This is a genomic window from Nitratireductor arenosus (assembly GCF_009742725.1).
In the GTDB taxonomy this organism is placed as follows: domain Bacteria; phylum Pseudomonadota; class Alphaproteobacteria; order Rhizobiales; family Rhizobiaceae; genus Mangrovimarina; species Mangrovimarina arenosa.
Map to the genome: position 1 here is coordinate 874,129 of NZ_WPHG01000001.1, position 14,852 is coordinate 888,980.

17 protein-coding genes are annotated in these 14,852 nt (G+C 63.3%); 7 read left to right on the top strand and 10 right to left on the bottom strand.

Features of this window, described 5'->3' with window-relative positions; translation table 11 throughout:
* The first annotated feature begins 26 nt into the window (after positions 1-26).
* A complete protein-coding gene (locus GN330_RS04155; RefSeq protein ID WP_156711377.1) occupies positions 27-185 on the top strand; it encodes a DUF3309 family protein in 159 nt (52 codons plus the stop codon).
* 24 nt (positions 186-209) lie between these two features.
* Here the strand turns inward: GN330_RS04155 and GN330_RS04160 are convergent, their stop codons facing one another.
* Complete coding sequence (locus GN330_RS04160) at positions 210-1,166, bottom strand: NAD-dependent epimerase/dehydratase family protein (protein WP_197435025.1); 957 nt, start codon at positions 1,164-1,166, stop codon at positions 210-212.
* A 107-nt stretch (positions 1,167-1,273) separates the two neighbouring features.
* Between GN330_RS04160 and GN330_RS04165 the strand changes: the two genes are divergently transcribed.
* On the top strand, positions 1,274-2,164 hold the full coding sequence (locus GN330_RS04165) for a LysR family transcriptional regulator (protein ID WP_156711379.1): 891 nt from the start codon (positions 1,274-1,276) through the stop codon (positions 2,162-2,164).
* On the opposite strand, the gene GN330_RS04170 is transcribed toward GN330_RS04165, so the two are convergent.
* Together GN330_RS04170 and GN330_RS04175 are read right to left on the bottom strand one after the other, a co-directional pair.
* Positions 2,149-3,339 (bottom strand): MFS transporter, encoded by a 1,191-nt coding sequence (locus GN330_RS04170; protein WP_156711380.1) that lies wholly within the window; start codon positions 3,337-3,339, stop codon positions 2,149-2,151. The genes GN330_RS04165 and GN330_RS04170 overlap by 16 nt on opposite strands.
* 120 nt (positions 3,340-3,459) lie before the next feature.
* Positions 3,460-4,683 (bottom strand): argininosuccinate synthase, encoded by a 1,224-nt coding sequence (locus tag GN330_RS04175; protein ID WP_156711381.1) that lies wholly within the window; start codon positions 4,681-4,683, stop codon positions 3,460-3,462.
* 295 nt (positions 4,684-4,978) lie between these two features.
* Between GN330_RS04175 and GN330_RS04180 the strand changes: the two genes are divergently transcribed.
* Complete coding sequence (locus GN330_RS04180) at positions 4,979-5,848, top strand: hypothetical protein (RefSeq protein ID WP_156711382.1); 870 nt, start codon at positions 4,979-4,981, stop codon at positions 5,846-5,848.
* Positions 5,849-5,874: 26 nt separating this feature from the next.
* On the opposite strand, the gene GN330_RS23395 is transcribed toward GN330_RS04180, so the two are convergent.
* The 4 genes from GN330_RS23395 to GN330_RS04195 all read right to left on the bottom strand — a co-directional run bounded on the left by GN330_RS23395 (position 5,875) and on the right by GN330_RS04195 (position 9,399).
* Positions 5,875-6,042 (bottom strand): hypothetical protein, encoded by a 168-nt coding sequence (locus tag GN330_RS23395; RefSeq protein WP_197435026.1) that lies wholly within the window; start codon positions 6,040-6,042, stop codon positions 5,875-5,877.
* Positions 6,043-6,087: 45 nt separating this feature from the next.
* Positions 6,088-7,440, bottom strand: a complete 1,353-nt coding sequence (locus tag GN330_RS04185; protein WP_156711383.1) for a TRAP transporter large permease — start codon at positions 7,438-7,440, stop codon at positions 6,088-6,090.
* Positions 7,437-8,057: a TRAP transporter small permease subunit gene (locus tag GN330_RS04190; RefSeq protein ID WP_156711384.1), complete on the bottom strand. Its 621-nt coding sequence runs from the start codon at positions 8,055-8,057 to the stop codon at positions 7,437-7,439. The genes GN330_RS04185 and GN330_RS04190 overlap by 4 nt, the downstream gene beginning before the upstream one ends.
* Positions 8,058-8,274: 217 nt before the next feature.
* A complete protein-coding gene (locus tag GN330_RS04195) occupies positions 8,275-9,399 on the bottom strand; it encodes a TRAP transporter substrate-binding protein (protein WP_156711385.1) in 1,125 nt (374 codons plus the stop codon).
* Positions 9,400-9,827: 428 nt separating this feature from the next.
* On the opposite strand from GN330_RS04195, the gene GN330_RS04200 reads away from it, so the two are divergent.
* Positions 9,828-10,466, top strand: coding sequence for a LysE family translocator (locus tag GN330_RS04200; protein ID WP_156711386.1), 639 nt, complete (start codon positions 9,828-9,830; stop codon positions 10,464-10,466).
* Here GN330_RS04200 and GN330_RS04205 read toward each other — a convergent pair.
* Both GN330_RS04205 and rlmN read right to left on the bottom strand, forming a co-directional pair.
* The gene (locus GN330_RS04205) at positions 10,438-10,914 is read right to left on the bottom strand and encodes a hypothetical protein (RefSeq protein ID WP_156711387.1); all 477 of its coding nucleotides are present in this window, start codon (positions 10,912-10,914) and stop codon (positions 10,438-10,440) included. The genes GN330_RS04200 and GN330_RS04205 overlap by 29 nt on opposite strands.
* Positions 10,911-12,146, bottom strand: a complete 1,236-nt coding sequence (gene rlmN, locus GN330_RS04210; RefSeq protein ID WP_156711388.1) for a dual-specificity RNA methyltransferase RlmN — start codon at positions 12,144-12,146, stop codon at positions 10,911-10,913. Before rlmN ends, GN330_RS04205 begins: the two co-directional genes overlap by 4 nt.
* Positions 12,147-12,403: 257 nt before the next feature.
* On the opposite strand from rlmN, the gene GN330_RS23685 reads away from it, so the two are divergent.
* Both GN330_RS23685 and GN330_RS04220 read left to right on the top strand, forming a co-directional pair.
* Positions 12,404-12,676 carry a methyltransferase family protein gene (locus GN330_RS23685; RefSeq protein WP_343040360.1) on the top strand — a complete coding sequence of 91 codons (273 nt, stop codon included), beginning with the start codon at positions 12,404-12,406 and terminating at the stop codon, positions 12,674-12,676.
* 91 nt (positions 12,677-12,767) lie between these two features.
* Positions 12,768-13,379: a TetR/AcrR family transcriptional regulator gene (locus GN330_RS04220; protein WP_156711390.1), complete on the top strand. Its 612-nt coding sequence runs from the start codon at positions 12,768-12,770 to the stop codon at positions 13,377-13,379.
* A 31-nt stretch (positions 13,380-13,410) separates the two neighbouring features.
* Here GN330_RS04220 and GN330_RS04225 read toward each other — a convergent pair whose 3' ends face one another.
* Positions 13,411-13,917, bottom strand: coding sequence for an invasion associated locus B family protein (locus tag GN330_RS04225; RefSeq protein WP_156711391.1), 507 nt, complete (start codon positions 13,915-13,917; stop codon positions 13,411-13,413).
* 348 nt (positions 13,918-14,265) lie between these two features.
* Here GN330_RS04225 and GN330_RS04230 point away from each other — a divergent pair, with 348 nt between their 5' ends.
* Positions 14,266-14,850: a sigma-70 family RNA polymerase sigma factor gene (locus tag GN330_RS04230; protein WP_343040250.1), complete on the top strand. Its 585-nt coding sequence runs from the start codon at positions 14,266-14,268 to the stop codon at positions 14,848-14,850.
* The last annotated feature ends 2 nt before the right edge of the window (positions 14,851-14,852 follow it).

The window sequence follows — 14,852 nt, forward strand, 5'->3', positions numbered from 1 at the left end:
GTTAGCCACGCATTGGAGGGAGCATCATGACGCTCGGCACAATTCTCATCATCATCCTGATCCTGATCCTGATCGGCGCGGTCCCCGCTTGGCCGCATTCGCGCGCCTGGGGTTACGGCCCGTCCGGTCTTGTCGGCGTGATCCTGGTGGTGATCCTCGTCCTGGCCCTTCTCGGCCGGATCTGATCCGGCTTGCAGCCGTCTCTCGTCTCAGGCGGCTCGCCGGCGCGGGCCGTCGAGACCGAGATCGTCTATCGCCTGGCCGATCGCTGCGGCCGGTTCTGTGACCGGCTCCGGCCCGACCAGTCGGGCGAAACGGCTTCCGTCCAGCGAATGCGGCGTGCGCCATAGATAAGACATCGCCGCCACCTCGCGCAAAAGCGGCATGAACAGTCCGCCGGCGCGCACCAGCGTCCAAGGCACGCCGCGCCGCGTGAGCGGACGGCCAACAGCCCTTTCGGTCGCTGTCTTAAAGTCGACGCCGGTAAGAGTGTGGCCAGCAAGATGAAAACGCTCGAAGGTGGAAAACCCGGCGCGCCGCTCGGCGAGCATGACGAAGGCACGAGCCAGATCCGGCAGATAGGCGAAGGCGTGCGGCACGTCCATCGGGCCCGGCCACGTGAAGATATTTTTGCGCAGCTTGGCGAGGATGAAGATGTCGAGCCAGCTTTCCGGTCGGTGTCCGCCGTAAAAATCGCCGGCGCGCAGCACGATCGTGCGCACGCCGCGCTCGCGAGCCCGTGCCGCGAACAGTTCCTCCATGGCGATGCGGATGCGCGCCTTCGGCGTCGAGGCGACCTGGGGCGCGTCCTCCTTCATGCCGATCCCGATTTCGTAGCCGAAATTGTAGACATTGCCCGGCACCATGTGCGTCGCCTCCGCCTTTTCAGCGGCGAAGATGACGTTTTCGGCCATCGGCAACACTTTTTCCTCCCACTCCGTATAGGCCGGGTTGAGCGCGTTGAGGACAACGTCGGCGCCAAGACAGGCCGCCGCCAGCGCCTCGCGATCGAACGCGTCCGCCTGCACGGCTTCGACGCCCGGCGCCAAAGCCGTTCCCTTGGAACCCCGCGCCACGCCCTTCACCCGCCAACCGGCATCCAGGAAAGCACGGGCGGCCGCGTCACCGATGCGCCCCGCCGCGCCGAGAATGACGATTGTCTGCATGTGAAGCTCCCTTGTCATGTCGGGAGTAAGGTGCTTTATTCTTCCTTGAATTGAAATTTGCCATCAATGCAGTTCAATTATTCGAAAATGAATACACCCTTGAACCGATGGCCGACGATCTCGATTGGAACCTGATCAAGAGTTTCGTGACGGTGGCCGAGACCGGCAGCCTGTCGGCGGCCGCCCGCACGCTGCGGGCAAGCCAGCCCACGCTCGGCCGGCACATCGCGGAACTGGAGCGTGCGCTCGGGGTGACATTGTTCCGCCGCGGCCGCGGCGGTTATGTGCTGAGCGAGAACGGCGCCGCGCTCCTCAACCGGGCTCGGGCCGTACGCGAACAGGCCGCGGCCTTGTCCCGGCTTGCGCTGGGCGCGAGCGAACAGGTCTCGGGAACGGTGCGGATCGCCGCCAGCGAGGTGATGGCCGCCTACGCCCTGCCGACGCTTGCCGCCGCACTGGCACTCGAGGAGCCGGGCATCGAGATCGAAATCGTCGCCTCCAATCAGGTCGAAAACCTGCTGCGCCGCGACGCCGATATCGCGATCCGCATGGTAAAACCCGCCCAGCTCGACCTTGTCGCGCGCAAGATCGCCGACATCCCGCTCGTCGCCTGCGCCGCCACGGCCTATCTCGAGCGCCGCGGCCGGCCGCAACAACCCGACGAACTCGTCGCCCACGACCTTGTCGGCTTCGACCGCGACACAAGCATCATCGAGGGTTTTGCCCGTTTCGGCGTCGAGGCCGACCGTCATGCCTTCCGCTTCCGCTGCGACAGCCAGATCGTCTATTGGCAGGCGATCCGCGCCGGCAACGGTGTCGGGTTCTTTCAACGGCCGCTGATCGACCGCGACGACGGTGTCGAGGCGTTGCTGCCCGGAATGCGGCTGCCGGTATTGCCAATGTGGCTCGCCATGCATCGCGACGTGCGCACGAGCCCGCGCATCCGCCGGGTCGCCGACTTTTTGCATGAGGGGCTGAAGCGCTACGCGGCCGAGTGAGACGGCCCGCCTTGTGCGAATTCGGCTTTTCTGGCCAAGCCCGCCATCAGTACAACCAGCACCAGCAGCCCCGAAAGCACAGCGAAGATCGGCGCAAAACCGGTGTGCTCCCCGATGAAGCCGATCACCGACGGCGCCACCAGCAGCCCGGCATAGCCCATACTCGTCACCGTGCTCAGCCCGGCGCCGGCGGAAATGTCGTCCTGGTTGCCGGCGGCGGAAAAGGCGATCGGTACCATATTGGCGATACCGAGTCCGGACAGGGCAAAGGCGACGATCGCCAGCGCCGGATCTGGCGACCAGGCCGCCACCATCATGCCCGCCGCGGCGACAAGCCCCGAAACCCGCAAGGTCGCGACGGCGCCGAGCCGGTCGCGCACCATGTCGCCGGCGAACCGCATCAGCGCCATCGTTCCGGAAAACCCGGCGAAGGCCAGCCCGGCGGTGGCAAGATCGGCGCCGCGCTCCTGGCGCAGATAAAGCGCGGCCCAGTCGAGAACCGCGCCCTCGGGCACCATGGAAAACAACGCGATCAGGCCGACCAGATAGACGAGCGGATTGCGCGGCAGGGAAAAACGCCTGCCGGACGCCACCTCCGGCGAGGCCTCGCCCGACAAATGCCGCGTGGCGACCAGCGTGGCCAGAAGCGCGATCGCGGTCACGACAAGCGCATGGCCGACATGACCGAGCGCGACGATGGCGAACCCGCCGAGCCCGCCGCCGACGAAACCGCCAAGGCTCCAGAAGCCGTGCGAGGACGACATGATGGCGCGGCCGAGCCGGCGCTCAACCGCCACCGCGTTGGCGTTCATCGACACATCGGTGCCGCCGATCAGCGCCCCGAACACCAACAGCGCCAGCGCTACGCTGGCAAGACCCGGCGCCAGCGCCACGCCTAAGAGGCCGAACGAGCAGGCGAACGCCAGCGCGCGCACCACCGGCGTAGAGCCGTGCCGGGCGATAAGATAGCCGGCCGTGGGCATGGCGATAAGCGCGCCGGCGCCGAAACCCAGGATCAGAAGGCCGAGCGTGAATTCGCTGATCTGCAGGCGGTCGAGCGTGACCGGAATCTGCGGCGCCCAGGACCCGACCAGAAACCCGTTGACCAGGAAGATCGCGGCGACCGCCCAGCGGCCGCGCCGCAAATCTTCGAAGGACGTCTCGGTTGCCGGCATCGGCAGGCCTCCTGTTGCGCCGTGTTTTCTAAATCGATTTAGAAAAACGTCAACCGACAGGTTCCGCCAACGATTGCGCCAGAACCTGCCGAGGCGGCGCGGCAGGACCGCCGCGACGCGCTACCGTTGCCGGTCGCGCGCCGCCAACGTGCGCAAACGCAGCGCGTTGAGACGGATGAAGCCTTCGGCATCCTTCTGGTCATAAGCGCCGCGATCATCCTCGAAGGTGACGAGCGCTTCGGAATAGAGCGATTTCGGCGAGCGCCGGCCGGTAACGATGACATTGCCCTTGTAGAGCTTCAGCCGCACCTCGCCCTCAACATCGTCCTGGCTCCTGTCGATCAGCGCCTGCAGCATTTCCCGCTCCGGCGAGAACCAGAAGCCGTTATAGATCAACTCGGCGTAACGCGGCATCAACTCGTCCTTCAGATGCGCCGCGTCGCGGTCGAGCGTCAGCGATTCCATCGCCCGGTGCGCCGCAAGCAGGATCGTGCCGCCCGGCGTTTCGTAGACGCCGCGCGATTTCATGCCGACGAAGCGGTTTTCCACCAGGTCGATGCGGCCGATGCCGTTGGCGCGGCCGAGATCGTTGAGCGCGGTCAAGATCGCGGCCGGCGACATCGCCTTGCCGTCGATCGCAACCGCATCGCCCTTGACGAAAGAGATCGTGACCTCGGTCGCCGTGTCGGGCGCCTCCATCGGCGAGATGGTGCGCTGGTAGACATATTCGGGCGCCTCCGACCACGGGTCTTCCAGCACCTTGCCCTCCGAGGAGGAGTGCAGAAGATTGGCGTCCACCGAGAACGGCGCCTCGCCCTGCTTGTCTTTTGGCACGGGAATCTGGTGTGCTTGGGCAAAGTCCAGCAACGCCGTGCGCGATTTGAACTCCCAGTCGCGCCACGGCGCGATCACCTTGATGTCGGGATTGAGCGCGTAGGCCGACAATTCGTAACGAACCTGGTCGTTGCCCTTGCCCGTTGATCCGTGCGCGACAGCGTCCGCACCGGTTTCCCGCGCGATCTCCACCAGATGCTTGGCGATCAGTGGCCGGGCGATCGAGGTGCCGAGCAGATAGACGCCCTCGTAAAGCGCATTGGCGCGGAACATCGGAAAGACGAAATCCCTCACGAATTCCTCGCGGACGTCCACGATGCGAATGTCTTTGATCCCCATCAGTTCCGCCTTGCGACGCGCAGGTTCCAGTTCGTCGCCCTGGCCGAGATCGGCGGTGAAGGTCACCACCTCCGCGCCGAGCTCGGTCTGCAGCCACTTCAGGATGATGGAGGTATCGAGGCCGCCGGAATAGGCGAGCACGACCTTCTTGACGTCTTTCCACTTGCTCATGGGATTTCTCGTCTTTCAAATTGCCGGCGCCGGACGGCAAAGCCGGATGCGCCCCTTGAAGTCGCTGCCCTTTTATCAGGAAAGCGCGGCCGGGCAAGGCTGTCGCCGCGCCTTCGGCCGCGGCGCCCTTGGTAGGCTGAGACGGCCATCCGACGCAGCTGTCGAGGCCCGGTTTGCGCCTGTTTCGCGATCGGCTAATCTTTATCGGGCTCGAATCGGGAAGCGGGACACAACCTTGCCACACACTGACACACGCGCCACGCGGCGCCATCCGCGCGGCCGCCGGATTCGCGGCATGACGTTCGCGGGCGCCGCGCTGCTGGCACTGCTCGCACCGGTGGATCCGGCACCGGCAGCCGAACGCTGGACCGTCTCCCCGTTCGGCGCCATCGCATACGCCCCCCCGCCTGTTGCCGCCCGCGGCGTCGAGGCCGTGCAGCTCGACTGCCGACAACAGCGCTGGACGCTGCTGTTGCGCGTTGCCGCCGACACCGACACCCAGGCCCTGCCCGACACCGCCCGGCTGCGGATCGACCGATCCGATTTCGAGCTTACGCGCCTCTCCAGCGAGCGAGGTGTGGCGCTGAAGGTACCGCGCGAACTGCTCGATCCGCTGAAGAGCGGCGGCGAAATGTCGGTTGAAGTCGGGGAAGGCCTGACTGTCGTGCAAGCGCGCCTGTCGCTGCGCGGCTCGCGCAAGGCCATCGAAGCGGTCGCGCCGGAATGCTCGCCGCGCGACATGTCGGCCTATGAGGCGATCACGCTCGAACAGACCGGCGAGGCCGTCGACACCGCAACGAAGCTGCTTGCCGACGAGATCGCGCGTTTCCGCGCCGCCGCCGGCTTTGCCCCACAGGTCCAGGCGCGGCGCGTCGATCTCGATGTGCAACGCGCGCTTTTGGTCGCCAGCCTGTGCGGGGCGAGCTCCTATTTCGGCGACACCGGTTGCAACGTGACCGTACACGCCCGCTCGGACGCCATGACGGACTGGCGCGAGGTTTTCAACAGCGAGGGCGTGGCGCTTCATTGGGACGCTGACGCGGCGATCGACGGCTGGCCCAATCTGGTGACCCTGCCGCCGGGCGAAGACGACGAATTCGTCTGGTTCTGGGACGGCGGCGGTTACGCGCTGCAGGTTCCGCCGGACCTCCGCGCGGCCGACTGACATCTGCTCCAGCCGGTCGCCTCCGGCTATCTGTCGCCTCGAAACAGCGAACGCCACATGTCGTAACCGGCCAGTCCGAGGCCAACCAGGCAAGCGACATAGAGATCGATCCGGTGGACCTTGATGGCGATGATACCGAGGAACCCGGCCAGAAGCGCATAGGCGAGCAGGGCGAATATGCGATCAACGAGCATGATGGAGCCTCCTCGTTCCGCGGCCGAACCCGCGCTTGGCCATCGTCACCGCCCGTAGAACAGTTTTGGCAGCGCATGCACGATATCGGGCAGCACATAAAGCACGACCATGGTGATAAACACCATGAAGACATAAGGCAGCGAGCCGGCGAAGATCTGCGTCAGGCGCACATGCGGCGGCGCGATGCCCTTGAGATAATAGGCCGACATCGCCATTGGCGGTGTCAGGAAGGACGTCTGCAGATTCAGCGCGATCAGGATGCCGAAGAACAACGGATCGATGTCGAACAACGGCAATAACGGCAGGAAGATCGGCACGAAGATGATGATGATCTCGGACCATTCCAGCGGCCAGCCGAGCAGAAAAATGATGATCTGGGCCAGGATCAGGAACTGAAGCGGCGTCAGGTCCATGCCGATGACGAACTCGCGTACCACCTGTTCCCCCCCGAGATAGGAAAACACCGAAGCGAAGGTCCACGAGCCGACGAACAGCCAGCACACCATGGCCGTCGTACGCACCGTCAGATAGACCGACTCGCGCAACCTGTCCCAGGTCAGTGCGCGATAGGCGGCGGCCAGAACGAGCCCGCCGAGCGCCCCGATCGCCGCCGCCTCCGAGGGTGTGGCCAGACCGAACAGGATCGCCCCCAGAACCGACAGGATGAGGATCGCCAGCGGAAAGAAGGATGTCAGCAACATCACGACCAGCCGTGTCGTCGGGATCGGTTCGTCTGGCTCTTCCGGGCGCGGGGCGAGCGACGGCTGCAGCGTGGCGCGGCCGACGATGTAGATCAGATACATTCCGGCCAGCAGGAAGCCCGGCAACAACGCGCCGGCATAAAGCCGCACAATCGACACGCCGGAGGCCGCGGCATAGACGATCAGCATGATGGAGGGTGGAATCAGGATGCCGAGCGTGCCGCCCGCACAGATCACGCCGGAGGCGAAACGCTCGTCGTAGCGCGCCCTGAGCATGGCCGGAAAGGCAAGCAGCCCCATCAGGGTCACGACGGCGCCGACGATACCCGTGGCCGTGGCGAATAGCGCACAGGTAATCAGCGCGGCGACCGCCATCGAGCCGGGCAGGCGGCGGCTCGCCACGCTCAGCGTCTCGAACAGCCGGTCGACGATATTGGCCCGCTCGACGATGTAGCCCATGAACAAAAACAGCGGGATCGCGGTGAGCACGTCATTGGCCATCACCGAGTAGGTCTGGTTGACGAACAGGTCGAAGATGCGGTTGTCGACCAGCGTGCGCATGCGCTCGGCGTCGAAATAGGCGTAGTAACCGAAACCGATACCCATCGCCATCAAGGTGAAGGCGATCGGAAAGCCGAGCATGATCACGAAGATGAACAGGCCCAGCATAAGAATCGCGATTTGCGGATCGGTCATGGGCGCCTTTCCTTCGGGGTGACGATGTCGATCGCTTCGGAACCGTGCGCCAGAACCGAGCGGCCGGCCTTCTGCAACGTCGTCTCGAGTTCCTCGATGTCTTCTTCGCGAAGCGGCCATTCACCGGTGCGGATCGTAAGCACGCAGCGGAAAACCTGTGCCACGCCCTGGAAAACCAGCAGGACGCCGGCCGCGATGATCACCGATTTGAACTGGAAGATCGGAACATTGGCCGGGCTCATGCTGGAGACTTCGAAATAGCGCCAGGACCGCCCGGCATATTTCCAGCCGGAAATGACCAGCGCCAGCACGCCAGGGAAGAAGAACAGGAAATACAGGACCAGTTCGACCTTGGCTTGCGTCGCCGGCTTCCACAGCCGATAGACGAAATCGCCCCGTACGTGGCCGTCGCGCGACAAAGTGTAGGCGCCGGCCATCATGAACATGGTGCCATACATCATGTAGGACAGGTCGAACGCCCACGGTGTCGGCGCGTTGAGCGCGTAGCGCACGAAAACCTCGTAGCCGACCCCGAAAGTCATCACGAGCACGCACCATGCGAACACCTTGCCGAACCAGGCGGACAGTTTGTCGGCAAATCGGATATAGCTTTGCATCGCCTTTTGCCCCGCTTCTATCCCCGCTCGCTTCGATGAGAAGCCGTGCGGACGTGACACGAGCGCTGACGGGCCGCGTCACGCACCAAGGCCGGTCGCCGTCGGGGTTGCGGGCGCGGCGCGCGGCGGGTCTCCAGTTCGAAACCCGCCGCTTCCAACCTATACCACGTTCCCGATCCCGAACGGAGATCGGCCTCGGTTAGGTCTTGCGAGACGATCAGAGCTTACCCGGATAATAATGCTGGTAGGCCAGCCGGTAGTCCGGTGCGTTCTGCAGGCTGTAGAATACCACACGCTCGCACCAGACCTTCTGGCTTTCCACCACCTTGGCGAAGAACGGATCTTCCATCAGCGGCGGCAGGATCTCGTCCCAGGCGTCGAGCTGGGTCTTGAGCACATCGTCGGGTGTGCGCTTGACGTTAACGCCCGCCTCGTTCTGCAGCTTCTCCAGATCGGCGGAATATTGATTGAGAGCCAATGCGGTGTTTGCCAGATGCACGGCCTCGACGCCGTATTTCAGGATCGCCTGGAGGTCGGGCGGCAGGCTTTCATATTTGTCCTTGTTGAAGATGAACTCGAAGGATTCGGAAGCCTGATGATAGGACGCAAGCATATAGTTTTTGGCAACGTCCTGCGCCCCGAAGCGGCTGTCGGAGGTCGGGTTGTTGAACTCGAACGCGTCGATCACGCCGCGCTCCATCGCCGGCACGATCTCGCCGCCGGGCAATTGCGCCACCGCCGCCCCCATCGCCTGGAACAGATCGGCCGCCAGACCGACTGTGCGGTATTTCAGGCCCGCTACCTGATCGGCGCTGGTGATTTCCTCCTTGAACCACCCGAAAGGCTGCGCCGGCATGCCGAAGGCGAAGAAGCCGACAATGTTCAGACCCAGAACGTCCTGGGTGAGTTCGCGGTAAAGCTCGTGGCCCCCGCCATGGTACATCCACGCGATCATCTCGGTCGCATTGGCGCCGAAGACGGGTCCGGTTCCGAACAGCGAGGCGGCCTTGTTCTTGCCGTACCAATACACTGGAACCGTGTGCGCGGCATCCAGGATGCCGTCATGGCAGGCGTCCTGGACCTGGAAGGCGCCGACGACGGCGCCCGCCGGAAGCAGATCGATTTTCAGTCGCCCGCCGGCCATCTCCTCGACGCGTTCGACATATTGCTGGGCCATCTCCTGAAATATGTCAGAGGACGGCCAGGACGACTGCATCTTCAACGTGATCGGCGCCTGCGCGAGAACGGCCGGAGCGGCCAGCGCGGTCGTCGCCGCCACGCCAGCACCGGCGATCGAGGTGTTTTTCAGAAAGTGCCGCCGCGAAATTTTGTCGGTCGTCATTTTTTCCTCCCTGATATGCGTATCGCGATGTTTCAGCAAAACAAGAATAATCTATATGAACATTTGCGCAATCCGGTGATTTTGATCAATTTTACTGCATCTGCGTCTAATACTAAAGTTTTAATTCCGAAAATGTTTTATCAAATGTTTGACTTGGCGGAACACTCGCAGCTTAGGAAGTGATCATCCGATTTTGCACTGCAAAAGCAGCGATGAATGGGGGATTACCACTTCGATTCAACAGCTTGCCGTCACGGTAGCCTGCGAACCCGGCTGCAGGGGTGGGCTGAACGGTGGCCGATATGAGCCTCACCCCGAGTTCACGCCGTGCGGAACCGGGAGCGCGTCACCGGTGGTCTTTTCGCGGCGCCGTCCGTCCTGTAGAACGCGATCTCGACAATGTGACAACGTTCCGGCGCCAGGTTCCAATGTTCGCACCCGAATTTTCCGTCCTGCTGCAGTTCGCCGTCGCGACCTTCATCATCGCGATCACACCGGGACCCGACATGACACTGTTTGTGGGTCGCGCATTGTCGGAGGGGCGCGCGGCGGGCCTCGCCTGCATGTTCGGCGCCATGACCGGCATCGTCATCCACACCTGCATGGTCGCGCTCGGCCTGTCGGCACTCATCGTCGCCTCGCCCCAGGCCTTTCTGGCGCTGAAGATCGTCGGGGCCGGCTATCTGGTCTGGCTTGCCTGGCAGGCGATCCGCAACGGCTCGGCCTTTTCGCCGGAGACCCGTGCGCGCAAATCGCGTTCGCTTTACCGCAACTGGGCGACGGGACTGGGCATCAACCTGCTCAACCCCAAGATCATATTGTTCTTCATGACCTTCCTGCCGCAATTCGTTTCGGTGTCCGATCCGCACGCGTCGGGGAAACTGTTCTTTCTCGGGCTGATGTTCATTCCTCTGTCATTGCCGCTGACCATCCCCATGGTGCTGGCGGCCGACGGGTTTGCCGGGCTTTTGAAGAAAAGTCCGCGGGTGACGCGCCTGATCGACTATCTTTTCGCGGGTGTGTTTTCCGCTTTTGCGATCAAGATTCTGACTGCTCAGGCGCGTTGAATTCGGCCCGGTCGCGCCAGCGGCCGGCGCTTCGGCCGCAGAAGGCCCAATAGACGATACCTGCGACGATGCCGGCCCCGAGCAGGGACAGGATCGGCCTGTCGGCCAAGGATCCGGTATCAGCCATCCCCCCGCCATTCAGCAGGGCCGACACCGCGGCCGCGATCACCGCGCCGCAGACCGCGTAATAGAGCCATTCACGGCGGCGCGAAAACTCGCCGAACAGAATGGCCGCGATCGCGGGAATGAAGGCGTAGTAGGAGGCCAGCAGCGCCACGAACAGAACCGAGAAGAACCAGGCGCCGGGAGCACCGGAACCCTGTCCGAGTTCAGTCTGGGCCCGGCCAAGCAGGATCGCATGCAAGAACCCGCTCGCCGCCAGCGCGGCCGCCGCATAACCGACTATGATGACCGCGAAGCGGACCAGCAGGACGAGGATGCGGATCAAGCCTCGCCGTGCCCGGCGATCATCATCGCCTCGAGCGCCAGCCGTTCCGATTTCTTCAGCCGTTCGGATTCAGATTTAAGCTGCCCGCAGGCGGCGAGAATATCGCGCCCGCGCGGCGTGCGGATCGGCGAGGCGTAACCGGCCTGATTGACATAGTCGGCGAAGGTCTCGATCGTTTCCCAATCAGAACATTGGTAGTTCGAGCCCGGCCAGGGATTGAACGGGATCAGATTGATCTTGGCCGGAATACCCCTGAGCAACCGTACCAGCTCCTTGGCGTCGGCAAGCGAATCGTTGACGTCGCGCAGCATCACATATTCGAAGGTGATGCGCCGCGCGTTGGAAAGGCCCGGATAGCGTCGACAGGCTTCCAGCAGTTCCTTCAGCGGATATTTCTTATTGATCGGCACCAGCATGTCGCGCAGATCGTCGCGCACCGCGTGTAGCGAGATCGCCAGCATGACGCCGATCTCCTCGCCGGTACGGTAGATTTCAGGCACCACGCCAGAGGTCGACAAGGTGATCCGGCGTTTCGACAGGGAAAGCCCGTCACCGTCCGAGGCGATCAGCAGCGCCTTTTTCACATGGTCGAAATTGTAAAGCGGCTCGCCCATGCCCATCATGACGATGTTGGAAATCTTGCGCCCTTCCGCCGGCACGATCGCCCCCATCGGCGTATCCCGCTGGGGAAAATCGCCGAGCCGGTCGCGCGCGGTCAGAAGCTGCGACAGGATCTCTTCGGCCGTCAGGTTGCGCACCAGTTTCTGTGTACCGGTGTGGCAGAACGAGCAGGTCAGCGTGCAGCCGACCTGCGAGGAAATACACAACGTACCGCGGCCTTGCTCGGGAATATAAACGGTTTCGACCTCGACAGGGCGTCCGGCACCGCGTGGCGGAAAGCGGAACAGCCATTTGCGGGTGCCGTCGGCCGAGATCTGCTCCTCGACGATTTCCGGCCGCGCCACGGTGAAATGGCGACCGAGCGCGCCTCGCAAATCGCGCGAAATATTGGACATGTCGTCGAAATCGGACACGCCGCGCACATAAAGCCAGTGCCACAGCTGCTGCGCGCGCATCCTGGTTTGTCGCTCGGGCACGAGCCCGCTGTCCACCAGGGTGGCGGCAAGCTCCTCCCGGGTCAGGCCGACCAGGGTCGGTGTGTCCGATTTTGCGCGTTCGGCGGCGAGAGCGTTGCGCGTCTCGACGGAGGTCAGATCGATCGTCAGGGCCATGGGCGTCAAAATATGGTCGGCTGATGCCGGTTTCCAGTTTCAGCGGCTTTATCAGAACCGCGCGCCCGCGTCATCCGCCTTGCGACTAGCGCTCTGCGGGCTGTAGAATCCTGATGAACGCTATCTCTTATCATGAACGTCTGCCCATGAGGTTTCAGCGTTCCTTGCAGTCGGCGGTGAGCTGGGAGGAAATGACTGATGGGCCCCAGTCCGTTTCCCGATGATAATCGCGACATTCCAGGTCCGGCGCGGCCGTGGTGCCCGCTTCGCGGCACCAATTTTCCTGGAACCCTGCTGATCGTTTTCACACCGGTTCGGGTTTTTGGTCGCACGCGGTGTTTCCTCATGCCGGGACGGCTATCCACATCTTTCAACGGCCAAACAGGCTGATAACCGACGGATTTTATTCCATTTGCCGAATTCCGATGTATTTCGGTCTGGCGCTGGCGCCATTCGGCCTTGCAATCAAGGTGAACGCGCCGATCACTTGCGCGCTCGCGGCCGCTTCGGCCCTCGTCAGCGACTTCTGACAAAATCCGCCGTCAAGGGCTGCGGGTCCAGTCGCTCTTCGGCGAGGCCGTTTGCGGCTGCCGGCGCCGGACCTGCGGATGGATCTGATATTTGCCGAGACCGAAAACCGACATCGCCGCCGTCCGGAAAAAACTCCTCGAGGCAGCCGAGCGCCACATCAAGGCCCATGGGCCGAAAAAGCTCACCGTGTCGGATATCGCCGCCGAATGCGGCATGTCGCAATCGAACGCCTACCGCTTCTTTCACAGCAAGCGTGATCTGCTCGAGGCGGTCGGCGAACGCTGGTTCGCGGAGATCGAGCGCGAACTCGCCGACATCGCCGCCTCCCGCCAGCCCCCGGCCGAGCAGTTGGTGCGTTTCGTGGCGCGCCAGTACGAACTGAAGCGCGCCCGCTACACCGAGGATCCGGAACTGTTTCGCGCCTATTTCGCGCTCGGCGCGGCCAACGCGTCGATCGTGGAACGCCATTTGAACCGCATACACGCCCAGCTTGAGGCGATCATGCAGCGCTGCGGTGAAAAAGGGTTGCTCGGCGGCCGCGAACCGGGCGAAGCGGCGAACCTCGTCGAGGCGATGACGGTGCGCTTCCGCGACCCCGGGCAGATCATGCGGTTTTACGAAGCCGACACACCTGGACGCGTGGCCGAGATCGCCGGACTGATCCTGGCCGGCTTGGCCCATCTGCGCAGGAACGCCGGCTGAGCCGGCGAACCGCCTTCGGATAGGTCCGGTCTTATTTGCAGCTTGAGATGGATTGCAGCGCGGCGGTGATGCCGCGCAGCGAAAAGGCATAATTGGTGTCGTTGCCGCGGCCAGACACCGCCTTGACCGACATTTCGGAGCCAGCCTTCATCGCGGCCACGAGCTGCGGCTCTTCCGCTGCGTTCTCCAGCCAAGCCGACTTGCCCTTGGTGAACAGCGAAAAGGAGCGGTCGCCCACCTTCACCGACACTTTCGAGTTTTCCCTGAAATTGTACGACGCGATGAACTGCGGTTCGTAAGCGATGTTCTGCCCCGGTTTCTGGCTGACGAAAAAGAAGATATCGCCATGGTCGAGCGAGGGTGGCTGCTTGTCGGTCGGCACCGACAACACATAACAGACCTTTCCGCTTCCCGACTGGTAGGAATAGGTCCCCCAGGCATTGTGCTGTCCCACCTTCGTCGCGGTCTGCGCTCCGGCCGGTCCTGCCACCGCCAGAATGGCGGCTGCTCCCGCGAGGAACGAAATCAGTGCACGCATGTCGATACCATTTTTCCTGTGTTTGGCCTGTTCAACCCGTTGCCGGGCGCCCTTCGCGGGCCGCACTTGCCTTAATTTTAATTAATCGGAGTTACCAAAGAGTGAACCCGACCGACGATAATGCGCCCGTTTCCGCCGGTTCCGGCACAACCGCGCTCACGGCATATTTTGCGCCGAAACATCATGATTCAAGGAAAGAGCGCAGGAAAACGGCAACAGTTTGTCAGGCAAAGGCGTCCGACCCGGCCCGCCGCCGCGACACGCCTAAGGCCATATTGCGCCACAGCATCCGCACCCGTAGGGTCGTGACGGGCGGCTGTCGCCCGACAGGCGAAGACGGGGAGCAGATTGCGCGATCATGATCATGCGCCGCAGTCACAACATGCCAGCCTCATGGCGCGGGTGGCGGCCGGCCGCGACCGGAATGCCTACACGGCCCTGTTTGACCATTTCGCCCCGCGCATCAACGGCTTTCTGCAAAAGCAGGGCATGGAAACCGGCGCCGCCGAGGACCTGACCCAGGAGGTGATGGCGGTGATGTGGCACAAGGCGCATCTTTTCGACCCGGCGAAATCCTCGCTCGCAACTTGGTTGTTTCGTGTCGCCCGCAACCGTCGCATCGACGGGTTGCGGCGCGACCGCTCCCATCTGATCGATCCGCACGACCCATTTTTCCAGCCCGACCCCGCCGAAGCGCCCGATACGAGTCTCGACGGGCGCCAGCGCGACGAGCGAGTTCGCCTTGCGCTGGCCAGCGTGCCCGACGAGCAAATGGGCTTAATCAGGCTGGCGTTTTTCAATGGGCTCACCCACAGCCAGATCGCAGAGCGCACCGGACTTCCGCTCGGCACGGTGAAGTCGCGCATCCGTCTCGCCTTCGCGCGGCTGCGCCGGGCACTGGAAACCGATCCCAAGGTCGATGCCGACGGCTGACA

Bases quoted from the DNA above. Each gene is read 5' to 3' on its own strand.
- GN330_RS04155 (WP_156711377.1), top strand. From the start codon at position 27: ATGACGCTCGGCACAATTCTCATCATCATCCTGATCCTGATCCTGATC.
- GN330_RS04160 (WP_197435025.1), bottom strand. From the start codon at position 1,166: ATGCAGACAATCGTCATTCTCGGCGCGGCGGGGCGCATCGGTGACGCG.
- GN330_RS04165 (WP_156711379.1), top strand. From the start codon at position 1,274: ATGGCCGACGATCTCGATTGGAACCTGATCAAGAGTTTCGTGACGGTG.
- GN330_RS04170 (WP_156711380.1), bottom strand. From the start codon at position 3,339: ATGCCGGCAACCGAGACGTCCTTCGAAGATTTGCGGCGCGGCCGCTGG.
- GN330_RS04175 (WP_156711381.1), bottom strand. From the start codon at position 4,683: ATGAGCAAGTGGAAAGACGTCAAGAAGGTCGTGCTCGCCTATTCCGGC.
- GN330_RS04180 (WP_156711382.1), top strand. From the start codon at position 4,979: ATGACGTTCGCGGGCGCCGCGCTGCTGGCACTGCTCGCACCGGTGGAT.
- GN330_RS23395 (WP_197435026.1), bottom strand. From the start codon at position 6,042: ATGCTCGTTGATCGCATATTCGCCCTGCTCGCCTATGCGCTTCTGGCC.
- GN330_RS04185 (WP_156711383.1), bottom strand. From the start codon at position 7,440: ATGACCGATCCGCAAATCGCGATTCTTATGCTGGGCCTGTTCATCTTC.
- GN330_RS04190 (WP_156711384.1), bottom strand. From the start codon at position 8,057: ATGCAAAGCTATATCCGATTTGCCGACAAACTGTCCGCCTGGTTCGGC.
- GN330_RS04195 (WP_156711385.1), bottom strand. From the start codon at position 9,399: ATGACGACCGACAAAATTTCGCGGCGGCACTTTCTGAAAAACACCTCG.
- GN330_RS04200 (WP_156711386.1), top strand. From the start codon at position 9,828: ATGTTCGCACCCGAATTTTCCGTCCTGCTGCAGTTCGCCGTCGCGACC.
- rlmN (WP_156711388.1), bottom strand. From the start codon at position 12,146: ATGGCCCTGACGATCGATCTGACCTCCGTCGAGACGCGCAACGCTCTC.
- GN330_RS04225 (WP_156711391.1), bottom strand. From the start codon at position 13,917: ATGCGTGCACTGATTTCGTTCCTCGCGGGAGCAGCCGCCATTCTGGCG.